Origin of the sequence: Pseudomonas sp. J380 (genome assembly GCF_009827115.1) — a bacterium.
Lineage (GTDB): Bacteria > Pseudomonadota > Gammaproteobacteria > Pseudomonadales > Pseudomonadaceae > Aquipseudomonas > Aquipseudomonas paracarnis.
The window spans coordinates 5,150,586-5,175,000 of the sequence record NZ_CP043060.1 but is presented as its reverse complement, the minus strand read 5'-3'; the positions used below and the strand labels follow the sequence as shown (position 1 = coordinate 5,175,000).

Annotated in this window: 23 protein-coding genes (1 of these 23 running past the window's edge); 9 read left to right on the top strand and 14 right to left on the bottom strand. The window is 59.9% G+C overall.

Going from position 1 to position 24,415, the window contains the following annotated elements:
- The 9 genes from msrQ to mrcB all read right to left on the bottom strand — a co-directional run.
- Positions 1–570, bottom strand: partial view of a protein-methionine-sulfoxide reductase heme-binding subunit MsrQ gene (gene msrQ, locus FXO12_RS23645; RefSeq protein ID WP_054898036.1) — the 5' portion only. It extends 51 nt beyond the left edge of the window; only the first 570 of its 621 coding nucleotides appear in the window; the start codon lies at positions 568–570; its stop codon lies beyond the left edge, outside the window.
- Positions 570–1,583, bottom strand: a complete 1,014-nt coding sequence (msrP, locus tag FXO12_RS23640) for a protein-methionine-sulfoxide reductase catalytic subunit MsrP (RefSeq protein WP_054898035.1) — start codon at positions 1,581–1,583, stop codon at positions 570–572. Before msrP ends, msrQ begins: the two co-directional genes overlap by 1 nt.
- Positions 1,584–1,646: 63 nt before the next feature.
- Positions 1,647–2,504, bottom strand: a complete 858-nt coding sequence (gene pssA, locus FXO12_RS23635; protein WP_014719927.1) for a CDP-diacylglycerol--serine O-phosphatidyltransferase — start codon at positions 2,502–2,504, stop codon at positions 1,647–1,649.
- A gap of 144 nt (positions 2,505–2,648) precedes the next feature.
- A complete protein-coding gene (ilvC, locus tag FXO12_RS23630; protein WP_054917939.1) occupies positions 2,649–3,665 on the bottom strand; it encodes a ketol-acid reductoisomerase in 1,017 nt (338 codons plus the stop codon).
- A gap of 46 nt (positions 3,666–3,711) precedes the next feature.
- The gene (gene ilvN, locus FXO12_RS23625) at positions 3,712–4,203 is read right to left on the bottom strand and encodes an acetolactate synthase small subunit (protein ID WP_003176102.1); all 492 of its coding nucleotides are present in this window, start codon (positions 4,201–4,203) and stop codon (positions 3,712–3,714) included.
- Between the two features lie 2 nt (positions 4,204–4,205).
- Positions 4,206–5,930: an acetolactate synthase 3 large subunit gene (locus FXO12_RS23620; protein ID WP_057975597.1), complete on the bottom strand. Its 1,725-nt coding sequence runs from the start codon at positions 5,928–5,930 to the stop codon at positions 4,206–4,208.
- A gap of 432 nt (positions 5,931–6,362) precedes the next feature.
- On the bottom strand, positions 6,363–6,692 hold the full coding sequence (locus FXO12_RS23615; protein WP_057975454.1) for a YqcC family protein: 330 nt from the start codon (positions 6,690–6,692) through the stop codon (positions 6,363–6,365).
- Complete coding sequence (locus FXO12_RS23610; protein ID WP_034127026.1) at positions 6,692–7,426, bottom strand: M48 family metallopeptidase; 735 nt, start codon at positions 7,424–7,426, stop codon at positions 6,692–6,694. The genes FXO12_RS23615 and FXO12_RS23610 overlap by 1 nt, the downstream gene beginning before the upstream one ends.
- A 16-nt stretch (positions 7,427–7,442) precedes the next feature.
- The gene (gene mrcB / locus FXO12_RS23605) at positions 7,443–9,767 is read right to left on the bottom strand and encodes a penicillin-binding protein 1B (RefSeq protein ID WP_057975455.1); all 2,325 of its coding nucleotides are present in this window, start codon (positions 9,765–9,767) and stop codon (positions 7,443–7,445) included.
- Positions 9,768–9,885: 118 nt separating this feature from the next.
- Between mrcB and FXO12_RS23600 the strand changes: the two genes are divergently transcribed.
- The 3 genes from FXO12_RS23600 to FXO12_RS23590 all read left to right on the top strand — a co-directional run bounded on the left by FXO12_RS23600 (position 9,886) and on the right by FXO12_RS23590 (position 12,356).
- Entirely contained in the window at positions 9,886–11,442 is a 1,557-nt protein-coding gene (locus tag FXO12_RS23600; RefSeq protein ID WP_057975456.1) for a bifunctional aminoglycoside phosphotransferase/ATP-binding protein, read from the top strand.
- A gap of 92 nt (positions 11,443–11,534) precedes the next feature.
- Entirely contained in the window at positions 11,535–11,879 is a 345-nt protein-coding gene (locus FXO12_RS23595; protein ID WP_034127023.1) for a pentapeptide repeat-containing protein, read from the top strand.
- A gap of 204 nt (positions 11,880–12,083) precedes the next feature.
- Complete coding sequence (locus FXO12_RS23590; protein ID WP_057975457.1) at positions 12,084–12,356, top strand: TfoX/Sxy family protein; 273 nt, start codon at positions 12,084–12,086, stop codon at positions 12,354–12,356.
- A gap of 243 nt (positions 12,357–12,599) precedes the next feature.
- Here FXO12_RS23590 and FXO12_RS23585 read toward each other — a convergent pair whose 3' ends face one another.
- From FXO12_RS23585 to FXO12_RS23575, 3 genes are read right to left on the bottom strand one after another with little or no spacing between them, the layout of a single operon-like run.
- Entirely contained in the window at positions 12,600–13,367 is a 768-nt protein-coding gene (locus tag FXO12_RS23585; RefSeq protein WP_057975458.1) for a heme ABC transporter ATP-binding protein, read from the bottom strand.
- Positions 13,367–14,404, bottom strand: coding sequence for an iron ABC transporter permease (locus tag FXO12_RS23580; protein WP_057975459.1), 1,038 nt, complete (start codon positions 14,402–14,404; stop codon positions 13,367–13,369). The genes FXO12_RS23585 and FXO12_RS23580 overlap by 1 nt, the downstream gene beginning before the upstream one ends.
- Positions 14,401–15,279: a hemin ABC transporter substrate-binding protein gene (locus FXO12_RS23575; RefSeq protein WP_057975460.1), complete on the bottom strand. Its 879-nt coding sequence runs from the start codon at positions 15,277–15,279 to the stop codon at positions 14,401–14,403. Before FXO12_RS23575 ends, FXO12_RS23580 begins: the two co-directional genes overlap by 4 nt.
- A gap of 156 nt (positions 15,280–15,435) precedes the next feature.
- Here FXO12_RS23575 and FXO12_RS23570 point away from each other — a divergent pair, with 156 nt between their 5' ends.
- The gene (locus tag FXO12_RS23570) at positions 15,436–15,753 is read left to right on the top strand and encodes a Rieske (2Fe-2S) protein (RefSeq protein WP_057975461.1); all 318 of its coding nucleotides are present in this window, start codon (positions 15,436–15,438) and stop codon (positions 15,751–15,753) included.
- Here FXO12_RS23570 and sfsA read toward each other — a convergent pair.
- Entirely contained in the window at positions 15,750–16,463 is a 714-nt protein-coding gene (sfsA, locus tag FXO12_RS23565; RefSeq protein ID WP_057975462.1) for a DNA/RNA nuclease SfsA, read from the bottom strand. The two genes, FXO12_RS23570 and sfsA, sit on opposite strands and share 4 nt — an antisense overlap.
- Positions 16,463–17,635: a pyridoxal phosphate-dependent aminotransferase gene (locus FXO12_RS23560; RefSeq protein WP_054898029.1), complete on the bottom strand. Its 1,173-nt coding sequence runs from the start codon at positions 17,633–17,635 to the stop codon at positions 16,463–16,465. The genes sfsA and FXO12_RS23560 overlap by 1 nt, the downstream gene beginning before the upstream one ends.
- 320 nt (positions 17,636–17,955) lie before the next feature.
- On the opposite strand from FXO12_RS23560, the gene dksA reads away from it, so the two are divergent.
- From dksA to FXO12_RS23535, 5 genes are all read left to right on the top strand, one after another.
- A complete protein-coding gene (gene dksA, locus FXO12_RS23555; RefSeq protein ID WP_003194150.1) occupies positions 17,956–18,399 on the top strand; it encodes an RNA polymerase-binding protein DksA in 444 nt (147 codons plus the stop codon).
- A gap of 83 nt (positions 18,400–18,482) precedes the next feature.
- The gene (gluQRS, locus tag FXO12_RS23550) at positions 18,483–19,370 is read left to right on the top strand and encodes a tRNA glutamyl-Q(34) synthetase GluQRS (RefSeq protein ID WP_034127016.1); all 888 of its coding nucleotides are present in this window, start codon (positions 18,483–18,485) and stop codon (positions 19,368–19,370) included.
- Between the two features lie 62 nt (positions 19,371–19,432).
- On the top strand, positions 19,433–19,609 hold the full coding sequence (locus FXO12_RS23545) for a hypothetical protein (protein ID WP_003176118.1): 177 nt from the start codon (positions 19,433–19,435) through the stop codon (positions 19,607–19,609).
- Positions 19,593–22,547 (top strand): sensor histidine kinase, encoded by a 2,955-nt coding sequence (locus tag FXO12_RS23540; RefSeq protein WP_003194154.1) that lies wholly within the window; start codon positions 19,593–19,595, stop codon positions 22,545–22,547. Before FXO12_RS23545 ends, FXO12_RS23540 begins: the two co-directional genes overlap by 17 nt.
- 22 nt (positions 22,548–22,569) lie before the next feature.
- Positions 22,570–24,006: a sigma-54 dependent transcriptional regulator gene (locus tag FXO12_RS23535; protein ID WP_057975463.1), complete on the top strand. Its 1,437-nt coding sequence runs from the start codon at positions 22,570–22,572 to the stop codon at positions 24,004–24,006.
- The last annotated feature ends 409 nt before the right edge of the window (positions 24,007–24,415 follow it).

Below are 24,415 nucleotides of genomic sequence, written 5' to 3'. Positions count from 1 at the left end.
ACGCATTACCGGCGGCACGCGGATCAACAGAAGTAGCGCACCTATAGAAGCGTAGATAGCCCACTCCTTCAGATCCGCCCGCACTATCCACAGCATGTGCAGCAAACCGAGCCCAAGAATCACATAGACCAGACGGTGCAGCTTCTTCCATCGACTCCCCAACCGACGCTGGCTATAGCGGTTCGACGTAACGGCCAACATAAGGAGAGCAACAAACCCCAGCGCCCCCACAATGATGTAGGGCCGCTTGCTCAACTCTACGCCGAGCTGCGACCAATCCAGCCCCAGGACAAACACACAATAGGCCGCCAGGTGCAGCACAACATAAGCAAAGCACCACAGCCCCAACTGTCGTCGCACTGCTATCCACCCCGCCCAACCGCTCAACTTCTGCAGCGGCGTCATAGCAAGCGTGATCAGCAATAAAATGAGCGTCCCCAAACCCAGGCGATCAACGAGCACCTTGCCTGGATCAGGCCCCAGCGCAGAACTCCACGCTTCATACAACCAGAGCAATGGCCACACTGCTGCGGCTACAAACACGCCGATGCGCCAGATGGGATAGCGCATCAGTAGTTCTTCCGCAGATCGAGGCCTGTATATAAAGAAGCGACCTCATCCGAATAGCCATTGAACATCTGCGTCTCGCGCACATTCGGACTAAACAGGCCGCTCGGCAGACGGCGCTCCCGCGCCTGGGTCCAGCGCGGGTGATCGACCGTAGGATTCACATTCGCATAAAACCCATACTCATCAGCTGCAATACTCTGCCACGTCGTTTTCGGCTGCTCACTGACCAGACTGATACGCACGATGGACTTCACACTCTTGAAGCCATACTTCCACGGCACCACCAAGCGCAACGGTGCACCGTTCTGGTTAGGCAACTCCCGCCCGTACATGCCCACAGCGAGGATCGCCAACGGATTCATCGCCTCATCCAGGCGCAGCCCTTCCACATAAGGCCAATCGATCAAGCCGAAACTTGAGCGTTGCCCAGGCATGCTCTTGGGATCCTGAAGGGTTTCAAAACGGATGTACTTGGCTTTGGAGGTTGGCTCGACCTGCTTGAGCAACGCCGAGATGGGAAAGCCTATCCACGGAATCACCATGGACCATGCCTCGACGCAACGCAGGCGGTAGATGCGCTCTTCCAGCGCATAGGGTTTCATGAAGTCTTCCAGGGCATAGCGCCCAGGTTTTGCGACTTCACCATCAATCACCACACTCCAGGGCTGCGTCTTGAGCGAGCCCGCATTCGTTGCCGGGTCGCCCTTGCCTGTCCCGAACTCATAGAAGTTGTTGTAGTGAGTTGCGTCCTTGAATGGCGTGATGGCCTCATCTTTGACCGTCACCGACTGCCACTTCGCATTCGGAAGTTTTTCCGTAAACCAGTTGGGCGCACTGCCCGGCTCGACGTCGGCATACCGCGAAGCATCGCCGGCACTGGCCCAACGCGGCAAGCTGCTGGCGGCAACACCGGCAAGCGCACCACCGAGCAGGCTGCGGCGAGAGAGATAGAAAGATTCAGGCGTGACATCCGATTCGTGACAATCGGACGCTTTGGGTAATTTGATTAACATGGTAACTCCGCAGCGTTGGAGAACTGATGCACCAATAGACTGCGGAGTATGGGGGAAATTACATTAAGACAATGTTTTGTCCCGACGCAGACGCAGCAAGTACTGAATCGGGCCAGAAGCCGCATAGGCCAGGAACGCCAGCAGCAGGATACGCGGTGGATCACTGAACACGACCGCGAACACCAGCACCACCACAAGGATGGCCACGAAAGGCACGCGCCCCTTGAGGTCAAATTCCTTGAAGCTGTTGTACTTGATGTTGCTGACCATCAGCATGCCGGCCGCTGCCACCATCAGGGCAACCAGGAACGACATCTTCGATCCCTGAATCCCGTAGTCACTGAACGCCCAGACAATACCCGCGACAACACCCGCCGCTGCCGGGCTGGCAAGGCCGATGAAGTAGCGCTTGTCGGCAGTCCCCACCTGGGTGTTGAAGCGCGCCAGGCGCAAGGCGGCACCCGCGACATAGATGAAGGCAACCATCCAGCCAACCTTGCCCATGTCACCCAATGCCCAGGCAAATGCCAGCAATGCGGGGGCAACACCGAAGGCGACCATGTCCGACAGCGAGTCGTACTCGGCGCCGAAGGCACTTTGGGTATTGGTCATGCGCGCCACGCGCCCGTCCAGGCCGTCGAGCACCATGGCCACGAAAATTGCGATAGCAGCAAAGCCAAAGTATTTGCTGGCACTCGCCGCATCACCGGCCGCCAGCGCACTCTGGGCACTCATGGAGTTGATGATGGAATAGAAACCGGCAAACAGGTTCGCCGTGGTGAACAGATTGGGCAGCAGATAGATGCCACGATGCCGGACTTTGCGGCCTTCGGCGTCATGCCCTTCTTCGACATGTTCATCGATCGGCAGCATGCTTTCGGCGTCGGAAGCCTGGTTTGGCTCTTCGGGACGTTCGCTCATGGACTTTACCTTGCAACGGTGTGAAAAAATTCGACAGATACTTGCAGCGAGTGTTCGCCTGCAAACGATGCAGCTTTATACCAGAACCAACCCCTCAAACGAAAAAACGCGGCCTAAGCCGCGTTTTCCCTTGATGCGTACGACTTAGTTCTTGGCTTTGTCGACGATCTTGTTGGCACCGATCCACGGCATCATGGAGCGCAGTTGCTCGCCGATGACTTCGATACCGTGAGCGGCGTTATTACGACGCTTGGCGGTCATCGAAGGGTAGCCGGTAGCGCCTTCGCTGATGAACATTTTGGCGTATTCGCCGTCCTGAATACGTTTCAGGGCGTTGCGCATGGCCTGACGGGACTCGGCGTTGATCACTTCCGGACCGGTCACGTACTCGCCGTACTCGGCGTTGTTGGAGATCGAGTAGTTCATGTTGGCGATACCGCCTTCGTACATGAGGTCAACGATCAGCTTGAGTTCGTGCAGGCATTCGAAGTAGGCCATTTCCGGCGCGTAGCCAGCTTCAACCAGGGTTTCGAAACCAGCTTTTACCAGCTCAACGGTACCGCCGCACAGAACGGCTTGTTCGCCGAACAGGTCGGTTTCGGTCTCGTCCTTGAACGTGGTTTCGATGATGCCGGTACGACCGCCACCCACGCCAGCAGCGTAGGACAGTGCAACGTTCTTGGCATTGCCCGACGCATCCTGGTAGATCGCGATCAGGTCAGGGATACCGCCGCCTTTGATGAACTCGGAACGCACGGTGTGGCCCGGTGCTTTCGGCGCGATCATGATCACGTCGAGGTCAGCGCGCGGCACGACCTGGTTGTAGTGAATCGCGAAGCCGTGGGAGAAGGCCAGGGTAGCGCCCTTCTTGATGTTCGGCTCGATTTCGTTCTTGTACAGCGAGGACTGGAACTCGTCCGGGGTCAGGATCATGACCAGGTCGGCAGCCGCAACAGCAGAAGCAACGTCGGTCACTTTCAGGCCATGGGCTTCAGCCTTGGCGACAGTGGCCGAGCCTTTACGCAGGCCAACGGTCACGTCAACGCCGGAATCTTTCAGGTTGCACGCTTGAGCGTGACCCTGGGAACCGTAGCCGATGATGGCGACTTTCTTGCCCTGGATGATCGACAGGTCACAATCTTTATCGTAATAAACTTTCATGAGGTTCCTCTATATATCCAGGCCGTAAGGCCATTCGCTAATTGGGTTAGATGCTGAGTACTTTGTCGCCACGGGCAATCCCGGTGACACCACTGCGTACGGTTTCCAGAATCGAGGCCGTCCCGATCGACTGGATGAAGCTGTCCAGTTTGTCGCTGGTACCGGTCAGTTGAACGGTATAAACGCTGGCGCTCACATCGACGATCTGCCCGCGATAAATATCGGTAGTGCGCTTGATCTCGGCACGCTGGGCGCCAGTGGCCTTGACCTTGACCAGCATCAGTTCGCGCTCGATGTGAGCGCTTTCCGACAGGTCGACCAGCTTGACCACTTCGATCAGCTTGTTGAGGTTCTTGGTGATCTGCTCGATCACCTCATCGTGGCCTACGGTGGTCAACGTCAGGCGCGACAGGGTCGGGTCTTCGGTCGGGGCCACGGTCAGGCTTTCGATGTTGTAGTTGCGTTGCGAAAACAGGCCGACAACACGAGACAGAGCGCCGGGTTCGTTCTCCAGAAGCAGGGAGATAATATGCCGCATGATTAAGTACGCTCCGTCTTGTTCAGCCACATGTCGCGCATAGAGCCGTCTTTGATCTGCATCGGGTAGACGTGCTCGCTGGTATCCACCTGAATATCGATGAACACCAGGCGGTCCTTCATGGCGAACGCTTCTTCCATCTTCGGCTTCAGATCTTTCAAATCAGTGATGCGAATGCCGACGTGGCCATAGGCTTCAACCAACTTGATGAAATCCGGCAACGATTCCATGTAGGAATGGGAGTGACGGCTACCGTAGCTCATGTCCTGCCATTGACGAACCATGCCGAGCACGCCGTTGTTCAAGCAGACGATCTTCACGGGAAGACCGTATTGCAGGCACGTCGACAGCTCCTGGATGTTCATCTGGATGCTGCCTTCGCCGGTGACGCAGGCAACGTCGGCATCCGGGAAGCTCAGTTTCACCCCCATGGCCGCAGGGAAACCAAAGCCCATCGTGCCGAGGCCACCGGAGTTGATCCAGCGGTTAGGCTTGTCGAACTTGTAGTACTGCGCCGCGAACATCTGGTGCTGGCCCACGTCGGAGGTCACAAAGGCGTCGCCCTTGGTCACTTCGCACAGGGTTTCGATCACGGTTTGTGGCTTGATGATGCTGCCGTCGCCCTTGTCATAAGGGAACAGGCCACGATCACCGCGCCATTCGTCGATCTGCTTCCACCAGCTGGCAACGGACTCCTTGTTCGGCGTTTCGCCGATGTCCTTGAGTGCAGCGACCATTTCGGTCAGTACACTTTCTACAGGCCCCACGATTGGCACATCGGCCTTGATGGTCTTGGAGATGGACGCCGGGTCGATGTCGATGTGGATGATCTTGGCATTCGGGCAGAATTTGCTCGCGCCGTTGATCACTCGGTCATCGAACCGCGCGCCCACGGCGAGGATCACATCGGCGTGGTGCATGGTGAGGTTGGCGGTGTAGCTGCCGTGCATGCCGAGCATGCCGACAAACTGACGGTCCGAACCCGGGAATGCGCCGAGGCCCATCAGGGTGTTGGTCACCGGCAGGTTGAGCAGCTTGGCCAGTTCGGTGAGTGGCGCGGAACCGCCGCCCAGAATCACGCCACCGCCGGAGTACAACACGGGGCGCTTGGCCGCCAGGAGCATTTCTGCCGCCTTGCGGATCTGCCCCGAGTGCCCACGGACGGCCGGACTGTAGGAACGCAGCTTGGCTTTCTTGGGAAAAACGTATTCGAATTTTTCGGCCGGGTTGGTCATGTCTTTCGGGATATCGACCACCACAGGGCCCGGGCGACCGGACTGTGCGAGGTAAAACGCCTTTTTCATGACTTCCGGGATTTCCGACGCGTGCTTGATCATGAAGCTGTGTTTCACGATCGGGCGGGAAATACCGATCATGTCGGTTTCCTGGAAAGCGTCGGTGCCGACCATGCTGCTAGGCACCTGGCCAGAGATGATCACCATCGGGATGGAGTCCATATACGCAGTCGCGATGCCGGTGATGGCATTGGTTGCGCCTGGGCCGGAGGTTACCAGTACCACGCCGGCTTTACCGGTGGCACGGGCGTAACCGTCAGCCATATGGGTCGCGGCCTGTTCGTGGCGAACCAGGATGTGGGTAACAGCCGGTTCCTTGAACAGTGCGTCGTAGACATGCAGCAGAGCACCACCTGGGTACCCGTAGATATAGTCGACGCCTTCGTCACGCAAAAAGCGGACGAGCATCTCACCGCCAGATAAAAGCTCCACGTTGTTCACCTCTAAAACGCCAGAATACCGTCCGTTAAAAAACCGACGGGTCTTAATAGGTTTACTTCTCAACAGAGCATGAGCGACGGTGGTCGCCGACTACGTCAGCACTGACTGAGCAAGTATTGGGATCGTCCCAAGTGTTGCGGGCTTTTCCCACCCAGCGCGAGGTAACGCGTTGCGGGTGTTACAGGTCGGCGCGGATGTGCGCCTCATGATCTGCTGAGCGGGCCTGCTTCTGGCAGTCCCGATACAGCGGACTTTGGATTCTTCTGTTTCACGCCCTTCAAGTCAAGCAATAATTGCGCTTTTTTCCAACTAAGCGCATGAGAACGCAGAAGAAAGGGCTTTGAGGAGGGATAAAACTCGCCTGAATGTCGTCAAGCGGTAGAAATGTGCGCAAGACTGCCGGAAAAACCGGCAGTCAGGCAATTAACGAGCGTCGGCGATCAATTGATCGAACTTTTTCAGCGCGTTACGCAAGCCGAGGCTCTCCCGCGGCCGGTCGGCGTAGACCATCTCGGCCATTTCCAGGATCCCCGACGCATTCGGCAAGGGCAGGTCCTGTTCCAGGATCTGCTTCATACGCGCGAGGAAGATCCACTGCAGCCACTGGTGGAAGTCCAGAGTATCGACAGAAAAAGGTTCGACACTGCTGAGGGCTTCAACACTGGGGGATACTTCATCCCACCAGCCCTGAACGCGCAGTTCGCGCTCGATCAACAATAACTGCTCGGCAATCGCGGGAAAACGCGCATCCATCAGAGGCTGACCTTGGCTTTTTGCCGCGCCTGGGCGGCACCCGCTGCATCGCCCTGGGCGGCACGCGCATCCCCGATCAAGGCCCACAGGCTGGCTTGCAGGTCTGGGCGCCCATTGGCCAGGCTCAGGCCACGGCGAGCGAATTGCTCCGCCTGGGGCGCATCGCCCTGAGCCATGCGCACCTGGGCCAGGCGATAGAGCACTTGTGGCTCACGCGGCGCCACGCGCTGGGCACGTTCAAGGCTCGACGAGGCGCCATTCAAATCGCCACCCGCCTGCTGCTGCTGAGCGGTGGTGAGCAACGCCAGCACCGGGCCATCAAGTTGTTCGTCCGCCGACAACCCGCCCGCACTGGACGATGACGGAATACCGCTCGGCGTCGAAGGCATGTTGTAGGTGCCCTGATTGACCGGCGCGGTTTGAATCGGCGTGGAGTTCACCGGCCCGGAAGTGCTTGGGCCTGGGGTCCATGGCTCGGCACTGATAGGCGCCGAGGTTGCAGCCCCACTGCCGGGCACCATCACTACGACGCCGGAATCCTGGGGAATTGCCTGGGTTGCAGCTTGGGCAGGCCGTTTGACCACGGTCTGACGGAAGCCGCCATTGGCCGAAATGCGGTCGTTATTGGAAACGGACGTGCTTGAGTCCACCACAGGGATAGAGCCGCGCTGCACGCTGGAGCAACCGCCGAGCAAAACCAGAGCCGTAATTGCTGGAATCCACAACTTGTTCACTTGAAACCCTCTTTGCTTAATTCATCCAGCCCTTGACCCAATCCATCACCGATTCCGCGTCAGCAGGTGTACTGCCACCGCACGCGGCACCGGGTGGTGGTTCGCTGCCGCGAATATACGGCATCTGCACCGCGCCCGGACAGTTGGCATCGGAGCCTTGGCCGGTGTGCGGATCAATCCAGGCCTGCACAATATTGTCCGGCTGCGGCATGTTGAGCGGCAACGGGTCAGCCTTGCGCATGAAACTGGTCCATACCTGCAGCGCGCCGGTGGCACCGGTGAACGGCGTCTTGCCATTGTCGTCGCGCCCCAGCCATACCACGGCCAGTACATCTTGGCCGAAACCTGCGAACCAGCTGTCGCGGGAGTCGTTGCTGGTACCGGTCTTGCCCGCCAGGGTCAGGTTCGACGGCAGCACGCTGTAGACCGAACGCCCCGTACCCTCGCGCATCACGCGCTGCATGGCGTTCTGGATCAGGTAGATGGAGCCCGCGTCGAAGCGCTGCTGAATCTGGAACGGGTAACGCTTGAGCGGTTCGCCATCGGCGGTCAGCACACTGCGAATACCGCGCATCGGCGTATTGAAGCCACCATTGGCCAGGGTCTGGTACATGGTGGTCACTTCCATCGGCGTCATGGCCGCAGCGCCCAGGAGCATGGACGGGAACGCCGGGAATTCACGTTCGACTCCCAGTCGCGCCAGAGTCTTCAGCACGTTCGGCACACCCACTTCAAGCCCCAGACGCGAGGTCGAGATGTTGTAGGAATGCGCCAATCCTTGATACAGGAACACCGTGCCATGGGAACGGCGGTCGAAGTTCTTGGGCGTCCATACCTGGCCATCCGCGCCTTTGATCGACAGCGGGTCATCGGACAGCCAACTGGTCAGCGTGTACTTGCTGGGTTTTTCCAGTGCAGTGAGATAAACCGCAGGCTTGACCAGCGAGCCAATCGGCCGCACGGCATCCAGTGCGCGGTTGAAACCGGCGAAACTGGCCTGGCGGCTGCCGATCATGGCCTGGACCTCCCCGGTTTCCGGATTGGTCACGACCATGGCGGCCTCGACTTCATCCGAGCCCTTACGGCCAGTCAGGCGCTTGAAGGTGTCGTTGACCGACGCTTCGGCCTTCATCTGCAAGATGGGGTCGAAGCTGGTGAAGATCCGCAGCCCCTCTTCGGTCAAGTCTTCGTCGCGGTAGTCTTCGCGCAGTTGGCGCTTGACCAGGTCGATAAAGCCCGGGAATGAGCTATCCGCCAGCTTGCCGCGGGTTGTCACACCCAGTGGCATTTTCTTGGCAGCGGCCACTTGCTCAGCGGTGGCGACACCCTGCTGCTCCAATACATCGAGCACCAGGTTGCGACGTTCAAGCGCACGCTCCGGGTTGCGGCGCGGGTTGTAATAGGACGGCCCCTTGACCATCCCCACCAGCAACGCAACCTGATGCAATTTCAACTCGGACAACGGCTGCCCGAAGAAGAACTGGCTGGCCAGGCCGAAACCGTGCACGGCGCGCTGGCCATCCTGACCGACGAATACCTCGTTGAGGTAAGCCTCGAGGATTTCCTGCTTGCTGTAATGCAGCTCCAGCAACATCGCCATCATGGCTTCGGTGAGTTTACGGGTCAGGCTGCGTTCGTTGGTCAGGTAGAAGTTCTTGACCAGTTGCTGGGTCAGCGTACTGCCGCCCTGGGTCATCTTGCCGCCGGACGTGTTGACCCAGATAGCACGGGCGATCGACTTCGGCGACACACCCCAGTGGCTATAGAAATCGCGGTCTTCGACAGCGACCAGGGTTTCCAGCAGATACGGCGGTACCTGATCGAGCTTGATCAGGATGCGATCTTCAAGATTTTTCGGGTAAATACCGCCGATCAGCAACGGTTCAAGACGCACCACCGGCAGCTTGGAGCCATTGAGCGACGACAGCTCAGCCACATAGTCGCCAGAGAAACGCACGCGCACCGGCTGGGCTTTTTCCAGGCCTTCGTAGAACTGGAAGCCACGGGTGTTCAGGTCGACGGTATTACCGCTGACCGCCGCAGCGCCAGGGCCATTGCTCACGGGTTCGCGGCGGTAGCCCAGCGCATCGAGCTCGGTAAGGAAGTCATCCTTGCTCAGCTTCTGGCCGGAGAACAGCTCCAGCGGGCGTGCATACACCTTGGCCGGAATCGTCCAGCGCTTGCCGGAGAATTTTTCCTGCACCACGGCATCGAGGTACACCGCAAGGCCGGCGACCGCCACAAGGCCCACCAGGCCAAGCTTGATCACCCAGCCCAGCCAAGGGCGCGGGCCGCGGGAAGGAGGTTTTTTACGGGAACGGGGAGATCGGGTTCGAGTCATGGCGGCGGATTATACGCACTTTATTGATGATCAACATGAGCCGGACAGCGGTTTGCACGACTGGCATCAGCAGCCATAATGCCCCCCATGATTTTCCCCAGACTTTGAAGGATCGCCCGTGAGCCAGACCCTGATCGCTGCCCTGCAAAACCCGGCCTTGTACCCTCATCCGGTTGAAGCGTTTCAAGTCATCGAGACCCATATTTCCTGGGTGATACTGACGGGGCCCTACGCTTATAAGCTGAAGAAACCGATGAACTTCGGCTTCCTGGACTTCACCAATCTGGACGACCGCGGGCATTTCTGCCGCGAGGAACTGCGCCTCAACCAGCGCCTGACCGAAGATTTGTATCTTGAAGTGTTGCCGATTACCGGCACTGCCGAGGCGCCGCAACTGGGTGGCGACGGCCCGGCCATCGAGTACGCGCTGAAAATGCGCCAGTTCCCGCAAAGCCAGATGCTCAGCACCCTGCAAGCCAACGGCGAACTGACCTGCGCGCACATCGATGAGATGGCCAAGCAGATCGCCCAGTTCCACCTCAACGCCCCCAAAGTCCCGCAAGATCACCCCGCCGGCACGCCGGAAGAGGTGATGGCTCCGGTACGCCAGAACTTTGACCAGATCCGCCCGTTCCTCAGCGACAAGGCCGACCTGACTCAGCTGGAGGCTCTGCAAGCCTGGGCTGAAAGCAGCTTCGAACGCCTCAAGCCTTTGCTTGCGCAGCGCAAGCTCGATGGCTATACCCGCGAATGCCACGGCGACATTCACCTGGGCAACGCCACGCTGATCGATGGCCGCGTGGTGATCTTCGACTGCATCGAGTTCAACGAGCCTTTCCGCTTTACCGACGTGTACGCCGACACCGCTTTTTTGGCGATGGACCTGGAAGATCGTGGCCTGAAATGCCTGGCACGGCGCTTCATAAGCCAGTATTTGGAGCTGACCGGCGACTACCAGGGCCTGGAGCTTCTGAACTTCTATAAAGCCTACCGTGCATTGGTACGCGCCAAGGTTGCGCTGTTCAGCATGCCCAGCGAAGCCAACCCGGTGCAACGCGCTACCACCCTGCGCCAGTACCGCAACTACGCCAACCTGGCGGAAAGCTACAGCACTATCCCTTCGCGCTTCCTGGCAATCACCCATGGCGTTTCAGCCGTGGGCAAGAGCCACGTGGCCATGCGCCTGGTCGAAGCCCTGGGCGCGGTACGCCTGCGTTCGGATGTAGAGCGCAAGCGCCTGTTTGGCGAACAACAGGTAGAGAACACCCTGCAGGCCGGTATCTACAATCAGGACGCCAGCGCTGCCACCTACGCACGCCTGAACGAGATTGCCGACACCGTGCTGCGCGCCGGCTACCCGGTGGTGCTGGATGCCACTTTCCTGAAACGCGCACAGCGTGAGGCCGCCGCTCAGGTTGCCGAAGCCACTGGGGCGCCGTTCCTGATCCTCGACTGCAACGCCCCGCAAGCCGTTATCACCAGTTGGCTGGCACAACGCCAGGCGGATAAAAACGATCCGTCTGACGCCACACTGGCCGTTATCGAAGAACAACAAGCCAGTCGTGACCCGCTGACGGCCGAGGAGCTGCTGCTCAGCAAGCGTGTGGAGACCAATGAAAGCGGGACGCTCGACGCGTTGGTCGGGCATATCCGTCAACACCTGCCGGGCCTGTAAGAAATATTTCTTGGTCGCGTCGTCGTCTTCGGCGCGCGACCCAGCGATAGTGGCACTATAATGGCTCTATAACGCCAACCAGAGTCGCGATCATGAGTCAGCCAAAGCTTCTTGATACCCCGCTCTACGCCTTCCTGCACAAGGACGACATCCGCGGCTTCAACCAGGAGCGCCCTGAAAATGGCCCCATCGACATGCGCGGTGGCGACTTTCGAGGGCTGGACCTGCGCGACCTGAACGCCACCGGTATTGACTTCACCGACGCCTATTTTCGCTCTGCCGACCTGCGCGGCCTGGACTTGCGTGGCTGCTCACTGGAAGGCGCCAGCCTGGCCCATGCGCAGATATCGGGGGCTTATTTCCCGCCCGAACTCACGGCTGACGAAATACTCATGTCGGTCAATTTCGGTACTCGCCTACGCTACCGCACCAAGTAACCCCACACACCGAGTTCCTGCCACATCCCCTGCCTGCCGGGCACTTTGCGCCTGCCTGCGAGTAAGCGCCGTCGCGCCATCCTTATAATCTTTTCAGGCCTTTCTGACCAAAGAACCACGCTTTTCCTACTGAACGCTACACTCATTTTCAGGCTGCCTGGTCACGACACCCACCGCACCATTCGGCCAACGCAAGGAGGCTTGATGAACGATGAGCTGCAACACCTGAAAAACCTTGGCAAGACGTCAGCGCAGTGGCTGCATGCGGTGGGCATCCACAGCGCGTCCGACTTGCGTCGCCTGGGGGCGGTCGACGCGTACCGAGCCGTGCGCACGCGCGGGTTTCGAGCTTCGAAGGTTCTGCTGTATGCCATTGAAGGGGCATTGATGGATGTGCACTGGAACGACATACCTACCGAGCGCAAGGAGGCCTTGAACCGTCAGTTGGAAGCGCTCTCAGTGCATCAGAAGAACTAGAGTGGCACTCAAACCCAGTGTTTACGGGCATTACAAACGAGCGTTTGAGAAAAATGGATGAAGCAGAAAAACAAATGTTGACTCTCAAATGAGAATCGTTATGATTATCACAACTGGTCGCGAGATCAGCCGATAACTGAAAGACCATTGGTTCGGACTCTCAGATTATCTCCTCATCAGGCTAATCACGGTTATTTGACCCGGCTCTTGCCGGGTCTTTTTTTGCCCGCGAATTAACCGGCCTCAGCGCGCAATGATCAACGGATGCCCACGCTCCGGATGCGGCTGTACCAATACATCCAGACCGAATACAGCCTTGAGCGGCTCTGGTTGCAGGACGTTAGAGGGCGTATCCAACGCGTGGGGGCGGCCGTTTTCCAGCAACAGGATCCGGTCGCAGTAGCGCGCCGCCAGGTTCAAATCATGCAGGATGACCAGCACCGCAGCGCCTCTGTCGGCAAAATGTCGGATAGCTTGCAAGGTGGTGTGTTGGTGCAGAGGGTCGAGCATTGATGTGGGCTCATCCAGCAGCAACGTCTGCCCTGCCTCACCCGGCCATAACTGCGCCAATACCCGTGCCAGGTGCACACGCTGCCGCTCGCCACCCGACAAGGCCAGGTAACTGCGGCCACTCAGGTGGCCTACATCAGCAGCCTGCAGCGCGGCGTTGATGATTTCGTCGTCGCGCAATCGCCCGGTCTGATGAGGCAAGCGGCCCATGCCCACCACCTCTTCGACACGAAAGGCAAAGTCCAGGGTGGAGGATTGTGGCAGCACCGCCAGGCGCTGGGCACGCTGCACACCGGTCATGTGCTTGAGCGCCTGCTGATCCAGCCAGACCTTGCCCTGATCCGGCTGCAACTCCCCGCACAGCGCCCCAAGCAAGGTACTTTTGCCGGCGCCATTGGGGCCCAGCACGCCCAGCACTTCGCCCGGCAATAGGTCCAAGGTGACATCGGCCAGCACAGTCTTACCACCGCGCCGGATCTGCAATGCTTCTACCCGCAACATCAGGCGCGCCCTCGTAACAATAAATAGAGGAAAAACGGCGCACCGATAAACGCAGTGACAATACCGATCGGCAGTTCCGCCGGCGCCAACGCCAGGCGCGCCACCAGGTCCGCAAACAACAGCAGGCTCGCGCCCGCCAACACCGAGGCCGGTAACAACACCCGATGATCCGGCCCCGCCAGCAGCCGCACCAGATGTGGTACCACCAAACCGACAAAACCAATCATTCCCGCCGCCGCCACTGCGGCGCCAACACCCAAGGCCGTGCAAAACACCAACTCGCGCTTGAGCCCCTCGACATCAATACCTAGATGGTTGGCCTCGGACTCCCCCAACAGCAGCGCGTTCAGCGCCTTGGCCCGGCGCGGCAACCACAGCGCCACCCCTGCACTCACCAGCAGCAAGGGCCACAACCGCGAATAACTTGCGCCATTGAGGCTACCCAGGTTCCAGAACGTCAGGGTGCGCAAGGTGGCATCGTCCGCCAGATAGGTAAACAGGCCCACGGTCGAACTGGCCAGGGCCGTCAGCGCGATACCGGCAAGCAACATCGTCGCGACATTGGTCTGGCCATTGCGACGCCCCAGGCGATAGACCAATGCCGTGACGCCCAGGCCACCGAGAAATGCGCACAGCGACAACAGATACGGCCCGAAAGCATCCGGCAGCCCGCCAAAGAGCGAGCCACCGACAATCGCCACCGCCGCTCCCAGCGCCGCCCCGCTGGACACGCCGACCAAGCCAGGGTCGGCCAGCGGGTTGCGGAACAACCCCTGCATCGCCACGCCCGACAACGCCAGCACACCGCCGACCGCCAGCCCCAACAGGGTCCGCGGCAGGCGAATCTGCCCCAGGATCAACTCGGCCTGCTCCAACCCCTGGGCCTCAATCGGTACGCCCATCAGCCTTAACGCAGCCCTGAGGGTGTCCACTAACGGCAGGCTGACCGGCCCCAGTGCCAATGAGAGCCAGATCGCCAATACACACAGCAGCGACAGCCCGATAAACAGCGTTTTTGGCTTAACCAGAGTGGTCATGGAGCAGGCTTAGGCTGGGACGGATAAAAACCGGCAGACAGTTTCTCCAGGCTTTGCGGCAGTCGGGGCCCAAGGCCGCCTACCAGCAAGGTCGGATCCAACTCAAACACGCGGCGACTCTTGGCTGCCGGCGTAGAGGCAAGGATCGGGTTTTCTTTGAACAAGGCTGCCCGCGCCGCGTCACCGGTCAGGGCGCGATCAGCAAATACCAGCACCTCAGGGCTCAACCCTGCCAGCGATTCGACGGAAAACGGCTTGTATCCCACATGCGTGGCGAGATTACGCCCCCCAGCCTGCTGCAACATCCAATCAGCGGCGGTGTCCTTGCCCGCGATCAGCGGCTTGCCACCGGCATGGCCGAGCAGCAACAGCACGCCTGGAGCTTTTTGTGTGGCCTGGGCCTTGGCCACCCAATTTTTTTGCTGTGCCAGCGCCTGCTCATACACGGCAAACAAGGCATTAGCCTGGTCCTCACTGCCGAGTAGTTTCCCCAGGTGTGCAAGGTTGCCTTTGAGCGTGGGCAAATCCGGCTGGGCCGAGAACATATCCACCTGCACCCCGGCACTGCGAATCTGCGCCAGCACCGGCGGTGGCCCCATTTCCTCCGTGCCCACAAGGATTTGCGGGCGCAGGCTGAGAATGCCTTCGGCCGACAACTGCCGCTGGTAACCAATGCTCGGCAAGGCCTTGAGCGAGGCGGGATGCTGAGTGGTGGTATCCACCCCGACCAACTTCGCTTCACCGCCCATGGCCACCACCCACTCCGACAGCGCCCCACCGGCACTCACCCAGCGTTGCGGCAGTTCAGAGGCGTGCGCCCCAGGGTTGACCAGCAGTGAGGCAACAAGCGCAATAGCGCTGGTACTCAGGCGCATAACAGGGTTTCCTTCCTAGGGCAGGGCCACTCAAGCACTCATTGATGTGACAGATAACCCCTGCCAGGCATCGTATTGAGCACCCAGTCAGCTGACGGGCGAAGCGGGCATTTGATAATTGTTTGCATTTGAACGTCAAGGCACTTAAGGATTGAAATGAAGTTTCTCTGCACCTCAGGCGACCTCACCCCCAACAGCAGCCGCGGTTTTGATATCGATGGCCACAGGCTGTTGGCGGTGCGTCGGGACGGCATTGCGTACTTCTATCTCAACCGCTGCCCCCATCGTGGTATCCCGCTGGAATGGCAACCTGATCGCTTCCTCGACGACAGCGCCAGCCTGATCCAATGCGCCACCCATGGCGCATTGTTTCTGATTGAAAGCGGCGAGTGCATCGCCGGGCCCTGCGCAGGCCAACACCTCACTGCCCTGCCCGGCCGTGAAGACGAACAAGGATTGTGGGTCGATCTCTAATCGCCCAGCAGCACTTTCAGCCGACGCTCGACGTAAATCTCCTGAGGCGTGACCCATACGCCGTAGGCCAGCACCTCCACACCTGCGGCCTTGGCCTCACGTAGCGCGGTCGCATAACCAGCGTCGATTTCCACCGCCGGGCGCACCGCGTCGATCCCCGACAGGTTCACGCAATACAGCTGCACCGCCCGTATACCGTCGCGCGCCAGGTGGGCCAGCTCACGCAAGTGCTTGGCACCGCGCTGCGTCACCGCATCGGGGAAAGCCGCCACTGAGCTGCCATCAAAGCCCAGGGTGACGCTTTTGACCTCGACAAACGCAGCGCCCTGAGGGTAATCCAGGCGAAAGTCGATGCGGCTTTTCTCCTGGCCATAAGGCACCTCACGCTTCAACGCAGTAAAGCCGTTGAGCTCAGTGATCACACCGGCCAGCAAGGCTTCTTCCACCAACTGGTTGGCACGCGCGGTGTTGACGCACGCCAGCCGGCCCTGGGGCGTTTCGGCAATTTCCCACGTGCCAGGCAGCTTGCGCTTGGGATCCGTAGAACGGCTGAACCAGACCTGGCCACCTTCGACCATGCAGTTGAGCATCGAACCGGTGTTAGGGCAGTGAATGGTGAGTAACTCGCCGGTAACGGTTTCGATATCGGTGAGAAAGCGCTTGTAGCGGCGGATCAGCCGCCCTTCTTCAAGAGGAGGATTAAAACGCATCAGCCTTGCCAACTCCGCAAACCACGGGCAATCCGCTCCACCGCTTCTTGCAGCCGATCGAGGTTTTGCGTGTAGGCAAAACGCACATGGTGCCCCGCCTGGTAGCGACCGAAATCCAACCCGGGCGTAAAGGCCACATGCTCGGTTTCGAGGAAATGACGGCAAAACGCGAAGGCATCGCCGCCGAACGCGCTGATATCGGCATACAGATAAAAGGCTCCCTCGGGCTCCACGGCGATACCGAACCCCAGCTCACGCAGAGCCGGCAGCAGGAAGTCTCGGCGGCGACCAAATTCGGCACGGCGCTGCTCCAGAATCTCCAGAGTTTGCGGGGTGAAACAAGCCAAGGCGGCATGTTGGGCCATGCTTGGCGCACTGATGTAGAGGTTCTGCGCCAACTTCTCCAACTCACCCACCGCTTCAGGGGGCGCCACCAGCCAACCGAGGCGCCAGCCGGTCATGCCGAAATACTTCGAAAAACTATTCAGGACAAAGGCGTCATCATCGACTTCCAGCACGCTGGCGGCGTCGGTGCCGTAGGTGAGTCCGTGATAAATCTCGTCGACCACCAGGTGACCGTTGCGCGCCTTGATGGCGCCCGACAGCCCAGCCAACTCGTCCCGGGTGAGGATCGTGCCGGTGGGGTTGGCGGGCGACGCCACCAGTGCGCCGACACTGTCCTGGTCCCAATGCCTGGCCACCAGATCGGCGGTCAACTGGTAGCGTACGTCTGGGCCGACCGGCACCAACTGCGCTGCGCCTTCCACAAGGCGCAGGAAGTGTCGGTTGCAGGGGTAGCCTGGGTCCGCCAGCAGCCAGTGCTTACCCGGATCCACCAGCAAGCTGCTGGCCAGCAATAACGCGCCGGAGCCACCGGGGGTGACCAGGATGCGCTGCGGGTCGATGCTCAAACCGTAGCGTTGCTGGTAGAAACCACTGATGGCTTCGCGCAACTCCGGCAAGCCACGGGCGGCGGTGTAGCGCGTCTTACCGTTTGCCAACGCGGCTTGGCCGGCCTGGATGATCGGTTCGGCGGTGGTGAAGTCAGGCTCGCCGATTTCCAGGTGGATCACGTCGTGACCGGCGGCCTGCAGCTCATTGGCACGCGCCAGTAACGCCATGACATGAAAAGGTTCGATGGCGCGACTACGCGCACTGTAGGGCTGAGCCATTAGCCTTCCTTAGACGGTGAGGACAAAATCTGGATTCTACCGAACCCTCACGGTAAAACATGCTCTATTGCCTGATTGGGGCTGCAAGTGCACCCTGCGCGCGCTCGTAAAACAGCTAAAATCAACATTCGAGGCGATACATACCCAGTCATGGCGGGCTGCTGCAGTTTGCAACCCCTTTGCCTTGGGCCTCGACAACCGGGAGTAGCGCACCCTGAATCTATCTGGTAAGTTCGCCCGCTTGCAGCCGCAGGGCCGGCAGGTGTCGGTGACGTTGCAATCCTGCGCAATGGATTAGAAGAGTGAGAGGCGGTCTATTCATGTCCACCCAAGCAAAGCAACAGCAGACTCAAGGCCTCGGCGGCTTCGAACCCTATGTCGAAAAAAAGGGCGAGGAGTACATGGGCGAGCCCATGCGCGAGCACTTCACCAAGATCCTCAACAAGTGGAAACAGGACTTGATGCAGGAAGTCGACCGTACGGTTGACCATATGAAGGATGAAGCGGCCAACTTCCCTGACCCGGCCGATCGCGCCAGCCAGGAGGAAGAGTTCGCCCTCGAACTGCGCGCCCGCGATCGCGAGCGCAAGTTGATCAAGAAGATCGACAAGACCCTGCAACTGATCAAAGACGAAGAATACGGCTGGTGTGAATCCTGCGGCGTCGAAATCGGTATTCGCCGACTGGAAGCCCGTCCAACCGCGGACCTGTGCGTAGACTGCAAGACCTTGGCTGAAATCAAGGAAAAACAGGTCGGCAAGTAACTTTGCCGAGCTGAACGAATGGAGCGTGCGAACGCTCCATTTTTGTTTCTGGCGTTTACCGGTTATGCAGTAGTATCCGGGCCATGACAGCCTCTACCTATATTGGGCGTTTCGCCCCCACACCCAGCGGCCATTTGCACTTCGGTTCCCTGGTTGCCGCCCTCGCCTCCTACCTCGATGCACGCGCCCACCACGGCCGTTGGTTGATGCGCATGGAAGACCTTGACCCTCCCCGTGAAGAGCCCGGCGCTCAGGCGGCGATCCTGCATGCGCTGGAAAGCTATGGCTTTGAATGGGATGGCGAACTGGTTCGCCAGAGCGAGCGGCATGATGCCTACGCTAAAGTGCTCAACGACCTGTTCAACCACGGCCTGGCCTACGCCTGCACCTGCTCGCGCAAGCAATTGGAGCCCTACAACGGGATTTACCCAGGCTTGTGCCGCAATGCCGGCCACGAACAGCAGGATGCCGCGATCCGCCTGCGCGTGCCCGAGTTGGAATATCACTTTGTCGACCGCGTCCAGGGCGAGTTCCGGCAACATCTGGGGCGCGATGCCGGCGACTTCATCATTCGTCGGCGCGATGGCCTCTACGCCTACCAACTGGCGGTGGTGCTCGACGACGCCTGGCAAGGTGTAACCGATATCGTACGCGGCGCCGACCTGCTCGACTCCACGCCGCGCCAGCTTTACTTGCAAGAACTGCTCGGCCTGCGCCAACCCCGTTACTTGCACGTGCCGCTGATCGTGCAGCCAGACGGCAACAAGCTGGGCAAGTCCTACCGCTCTCCACCGTTGACAGCCGACCAGGCCACGCCTTTGCTGCTCAGAGCGCTGCGTGCCCTTGGCCAACAGCCCGACGCGCAGTTGCAGTACGCCAGCCCACGAGAACTGCTGGATTGGGGCATTGCACACTGGGACGCCACCCGCATCCCACGCACACTGACCCTGGCCGAAGCGCAATTGAGTTGAAGGCGCTTGCAGGTTGCCCATCATCCGTTAACATCGCGGCAGATTTTTAATCAGAGGCCAACATGTACATCTATCGTTTGGTCCTGCTGCTGGTCGTCGGGATCTACCTGTTCTCCCCCGCCATCATGGATTGGTGGATCGACGCCACGGGCGCCTGGTATCGCCCTTATCTGCTATGGCTGATCCTGATCGTCGTGACCTTCATCCTGCAGAGCCAAAAAGATGCCGATGAGCTTTAGTCTCACCCAGATGCTGCTGATCAGCGCCGCCTACCTGGCTGCGTTATTCGGCGTGGCCTGGATCAGTGAGCGCGGAATGATTCCGCGGGCGATCATTCGCCATCCGCTGACCTACACCTTGTCCCTGGGCGTCTACGCCAGTGCCTGGGCGTTCTACGGCACGGTGGGGCTGGCCTATCAGTACGGCTACGGCTTTCTCTCCAGTTACCTGGGGGTGTCCGGCGCGTTCCTGCTGGCGCCGGTGCTGCTATATCCGATCCTGAAAATCACCCGGACTTACCAACTGTCCTCCCTGGCAGACCTGTTTGCCTTTCGCTTTCGCAGCACCTGGGCCGGCGCGCTGACCACGATCTTCATGTTGATCGGCGTGCTGCCGTTGCTGGCCCTGCAGATCCAGGCGGTGGCCGACTCCATCAGCATCCTGACCCGCGAGCCCGTGCAACATCGGGTTGCCCTGGCGTTCTGCGCGCTGATCACCTTGTTCACCATCTTCTTTGGCTCTCGCCATATCGCCACCCGCGAGAAACACCAGGGCCTGGTGTTTGCGATTGCCTTTGAGTCGGTCATCAAGCTGATCGCCATCGGCGGTGTCGGTCTTTATGCGCTCTACGGCGTGTTCGACGGGCCGCAACAGCTGGAACTGTGGCTGCTGCAAAACCAGACCGCCCTCGCCGCCTTGCATACGCCCTTGCAGGAAGGCCCATGGCGTACGCTGCTGCTGGTGTTCTTCGCCTCGGCGATCGTGATGCCGCACATGTACCACATGACCTTCACCGAGAACCTCAACCCGCGCTCGCTGGTCAGCGCCAGCTGGGGCTTGCCGCTGTTCCTGTTGCTGATGAGCCTGGCGGTGCCGCTGATCCTGTGGGCCGGCCTGAAACTGGGGGCCACCACCAACCCTGAGTATTTCACCCTGGGCATCGGTATTGCCGCCAACAGCCCGGCTCTGGCGCTGCTGGCCTATGTCGGGGGGTTGTCGGCCGCCAGCGGGTTGATCATCGTCACCACCCTGGCACTCTCGGGCATGGCGCTCAACCACTTGGTACTGCCGCTGTACCAGCCGCCGGCCGAGGGTAATATCTACCGTTGGTTGAAATGGACCCGACGCGCGCTGATCGTCGCGATCATCATGGCCGGTTACGCGTTTTATCTGCTGCTGGGCGCCGGGCAAGACCTGGCCAACCTCGGCATCGTCGCGTTTGTCGCCACCTTGCAATTTCTGCCGGGCGTGTTGTCGGTGCTGTACTGGCCGACCGCCAATCGCCGTGGCTTTATTGCAGGGCTGCTGGCCGGGATCCTGGTGTGGACCGTGACCATGCTGCTACCGCTGGTCGGCAACTTACAGGGCTTCTATATCCCGTTGCTGAACATGATTTACGTGCTGGACGACACCAGTTGGCACATGGCTGCAATCGCCTCGCTGGCCGCCAACGTACTGATGTTCACCCTGATCTCGCTGTTCACCAACGCCAGCGCCGAAGAAACCAGCGCCGCCGAAGCCTGCGCGGTGGATAACGTGCGCCGCCCGCAACGCCGCGAACTGCATGCGGCCTCGCCCCAAGAGTTCGCCACGCAACTGGCCAAGCCCCTGGGCGCCAAGGCCGCACAAAAGGAAGTCGAACAGGCGCTGCGCGACCTCTACCTGCCATTTGACGAGCGCCGCCCCTATGCCCTGCGCCGCCTGCGTGACCGTATCGAAGCCAACCTGTCCGGTTTGATGGGGCCGAGCGTGTCCCAGGACATGGTGGAAACCTTCTTGCCCTACAAGGCCGGTGGCGAAAACTACGTCACCGAAGACATCCACTTCATCGAAAGCCGGCTGGAGGACTACCACTCGCGCCTCACAGGTCTGGCCGCCGAACTCGACGCCCTGCGCCGTTACCACCGCCAGACCCTGCAGGAACTGCCGATGGGCGTGTGTTCCCTGGCCAAGGACCAGGAAATCCTGATGTGGAACAAGGCCATGGAAGAACTCACCGGCATCGCTGCCCAGCGGGTGGTGGGTTCGCGCCTCAATACACTGGGCGATCCCTGGAAAGAGCTGCTGCAGGGTTTCATCAACCTGCCAGACGAGCACTTGCACAAACAGCACTTGGCCCTCGACGGCCAGACCCGCTGGCTCAACTTGCACAAAGCGGCCATCGACGAACCTCTGGCGCCGGGTAACAGCGGCCTGGTGCTGCTGGTAGAAGACTTGACCGATACACAGATGCTCGAAGACAAGCTGGTGCACTCCGAACGCCTGGCCAGCATTGGGCGCCTGGCGGCCGGCGTGGCTCATGAAATCGGTAACCCGATCACCGGTATCGCCTGCCTGGCGCAAAACCTGCGGGAAGAGCGCGAAGAAGACGGGGAAATCACCGAAATCAGCGGGCAGATCCTTGAACAGACCAAGCGGGTTTCACGCATCGTCCAGTCGCTGATGAGCTTTGCCCACTCCGGCGCCCATCAGAATCAGGACGAAGCGGTGTGCCTGGCCGAAGTCGCGCAGGATGCCATTGGGCTGTTGGCCTTGAACCGGCGCAATTTCGAAGTACAGTTCTTTAACCTGTGCGATCCGGACCATTGGGTCGATGGCGACTCACAACGCCTGGCCCAGGTGCTGATCAACCTGCTGTCCAACGCCCGCGACGCGTCGCCGGCCGGCAGTGCTGTACGCGTCAAGAGCGAGGCTTTCGAGCACACGGTCGACCTGATCGTGGAAGACGAAGGCAGCGGCATTCCACAGAACATCATGGACCGATTGTTCGAACCCTTCTTCACCACCAAGGACCCCGGTGAAGGTACCGGTCTGGGCCTTGCACTGGTCTATTCCATCGTTGAAGAGCATTATGGACAAATCACCATCGACAGCCCGGCTGACACACAAAGCCAACGCGGCACCCGTATCCGGGTGACCTTGCCGCGTCATGTCGAAGCGACGTCCGCTGTGAACTGAGACCGTCGAGAGAATTGAATCAATGCCGCACATTTTGATCGTCGAAGACGAAACCATTATCCGCTCTGCCTTGCGTCGCCTGCTTGAACGTAATCAGTACCAGGTCAGCGAAGCCGGCTCGGTGCAGGAAGCCCAAGAGCGATTCAGCATTCCCACGTTCGACCTGATTGTCAGTGACCTGCGCCTGCCAGGCGCCCCGGGCACCGAGCTGATCAAGCTGGGCCAGGGCACCCCGGTGCTGATCATGACCAGCTACGCCAGCCTGCGCTCGGCGGTGGACTCAATGAAGATGGGCGCGGTGGATTACATCGCCAAGCCTTTCGACCACGACGAGATGCTCCAGGCCGTGGCCCGCATCCTGCGTGACCGTGTGTCGGCCAGCAGTGCGCCTGCCGAGCCACGCCCCACCGGCAAGACCAGCGGCGCCGAAAAACCAGGCGCCAACAACAGCAATGGCGAGATCGGCATCATCGGCTCCTGCCCTCCGATGCAGGACTTGTACAGCAAGATCCGCAAGGTGGCGCCGACCGACTCCAATGTATTGATCCAGGGCGAATCGGGCACCGGCAAAGAACTGGTGGCCCGCGCCCTGCACAACCTGTCCAAGCGCGCCAAGGCGCCGATGATCTCGGTGAACTGCGCGGCGATCCCCGAATCCCTGATCGAATCCGAGCTGTTCGGCCACGAGAAAGGTGCATTCACCGGCGCCAGCGCCGGGCGTGCGGGCCTGGTGGAGGCCGCGGACGGCGGCACCTTGTTCCTTGATGAAATTGGCGAGTTGCCCCTGGAAGCCCAGGCGCGTTTGCTGCGCGTGCTGCAGGAAGGCGAAATTCGCCGGGTCGGCTCGGTGCAATCGCAGAAGGTCGATGTTCGATTGATCGCGGCGACACACCGTGACCTCAAGAGCCTGGCCAAGATCGGCCAGTTTCGTGAGGACTTGTATTACCGCCTGCATGTCATCGCGCTCAAACTGCCGGCCCTGCGCGAGCGTGGCGCCGACGTCAACGAAATCGCCAACGCGTTCCTGTTGCGTCAAGGCGCACGCATTGACCGCACCGACCTGAAGTTTGCCGCGGACGCCGAACAGGCGATCCGTCACTACTCGTGGCCAGGGAACGTGCGCGAGCTGGAGAACGCCGTCGAGCGCGCCGTGATTCTGTCGGAGAGCCCGGAGATTTCCGCCGAGTTGCTGGGCATCGACATTGAGCTCAGCGACCTGGATGACGACGACTTCATTGGCCTGTCCCCGCAGCAGGGCAGCGGTAGCAATACCAGCCATGAACCGACGGAAGATTTGTCACTGGAAGACTACTTCCAGCACTTCGTGCTCGAGCATCAGGACCATATGACCGAGACAGAGCTGGCACGCAAGCTGGGCGTGAGTCGCAAATGCCTGTGGGAACGGCGTCAGCGCCTGGGCATTCCGCGGCGCAAGACCGGGGTGGCCAGCGAAAGCTGAGGGTGCAGCCCCACAGGTAACACCTGCTGATGTGAAAAAACTGTTACCGCTGAATTTTCACGTAACAAAAGCCGGGGCTTACGGTAACGAAGCCCCGGCTTTTTTTGGCCCTCAATCTGGCGAAACCAGCCCAAACCCCCGGTTTTGCTGGACGGCGCAAAAGTTGGCACGCACCCTGCTATATGCTTAGTACAAAAACAATAACAAGCTTTGTACAAGACAATAAAAATAAGACGAATCGACTCACGCATAACAAAAACAACACGGCGGAGGCGCAGCTAACTGATTCTTTTGGAGAGGCGTTGCATTTGGGGCTTGCCCCGCAACCAGGCCGAGAACAACAAAAACTGCCCTAAGGCAGAGCCTGAACTGGTTGGATCGTAGATCAGCAACACAGCGACCAAAGCAA

What these genes read in the sequence shown, in the direction of transcription:
- msrP (WP_054898035.1), bottom strand. Translation starts at nt 1,583, where the DNA reads ATGTTAATCAAATTACCCAAAGCGTCCGATTGTCACGAATCGGATGTC.
- pssA (WP_014719927.1), bottom strand. Translation starts at nt 2,504, where the DNA reads ATGAGCGAACGTCCCGAAGAGCCAAACCAGGCTTCCGACGCCGAAAGC.
- ilvC (WP_054917939.1), bottom strand. Translation starts at nt 3,665, where the DNA reads ATGAAAGTTTATTACGATAAAGATTGTGACCTGTCGATCATCCAGGGC.
- ilvN (WP_003176102.1), bottom strand. Translation starts at nt 4,203, where the DNA reads ATGCGGCATATTATCTCCCTGCTTCTGGAGAACGAACCCGGCGCTCTG.
- FXO12_RS23615 (WP_057975454.1), bottom strand. Translation starts at nt 6,692, where the DNA reads ATGGATGCGCGTTTTCCCGCGATTGCCGAGCAGTTATTGTTGATCGAG.
- mrcB (WP_057975455.1), bottom strand. Translation starts at nt 9,767, where the DNA reads ATGACTCGAACCCGATCTCCCCGTTCCCGTAAAAAACCTCCTTCCCGC.
- FXO12_RS23595 (WP_034127023.1), top strand. Translation starts at nt 11,535, where the DNA reads ATGAGTCAGCCAAAGCTTCTTGATACCCCGCTCTACGCCTTCCTGCAC.
- FXO12_RS23590 (WP_057975457.1), top strand. Translation starts at nt 12,084, where the DNA reads ATGAACGATGAGCTGCAACACCTGAAAAACCTTGGCAAGACGTCAGCG.
- FXO12_RS23585 (WP_057975458.1), bottom strand. Translation starts at nt 13,367, where the DNA reads ATGTTGCGGGTAGAAGCATTGCAGATCCGGCGCGGTGGTAAGACTGTG.
- FXO12_RS23580 (WP_057975459.1), bottom strand. Translation starts at nt 14,404, where the DNA reads ATGACCACTCTGGTTAAGCCAAAAACGCTGTTTATCGGGCTGTCGCTG.
- FXO12_RS23575 (WP_057975460.1), bottom strand. Translation starts at nt 15,279, where the DNA reads ATGCGCCTGAGTACCAGCGCTATTGCGCTTGTTGCCTCACTGCTGGTC.
- FXO12_RS23570 (WP_057975461.1), top strand. Translation starts at nt 15,436, where the DNA reads ATGAAGTTTCTCTGCACCTCAGGCGACCTCACCCCCAACAGCAGCCGC.
- sfsA (WP_057975462.1), bottom strand. Translation starts at nt 16,463, where the DNA reads ATGCGTTTTAATCCTCCTCTTGAAGAAGGGCGGCTGATCCGCCGCTAC.
- FXO12_RS23560 (WP_054898029.1), bottom strand. Translation starts at nt 17,635, where the DNA reads ATGGCTCAGCCCTACAGTGCGCGTAGTCGCGCCATCGAACCTTTTCAT.
- dksA (WP_003194150.1), top strand. Translation starts at nt 17,956, where the DNA reads ATGTCCACCCAAGCAAAGCAACAGCAGACTCAAGGCCTCGGCGGCTTC.
- gluQRS (WP_034127016.1), top strand. Translation starts at nt 18,483, where the DNA reads ATGACAGCCTCTACCTATATTGGGCGTTTCGCCCCCACACCCAGCGGC.
- FXO12_RS23545 (WP_003176118.1), top strand. Translation starts at nt 19,433, where the DNA reads ATGTACATCTATCGTTTGGTCCTGCTGCTGGTCGTCGGGATCTACCTG.
- FXO12_RS23540 (WP_003194154.1), top strand. Translation starts at nt 19,593, where the DNA reads ATGCCGATGAGCTTTAGTCTCACCCAGATGCTGCTGATCAGCGCCGCC.
- FXO12_RS23535 (WP_057975463.1), top strand. Translation starts at nt 22,570, where the DNA reads ATGCCGCACATTTTGATCGTCGAAGACGAAACCATTATCCGCTCTGCC.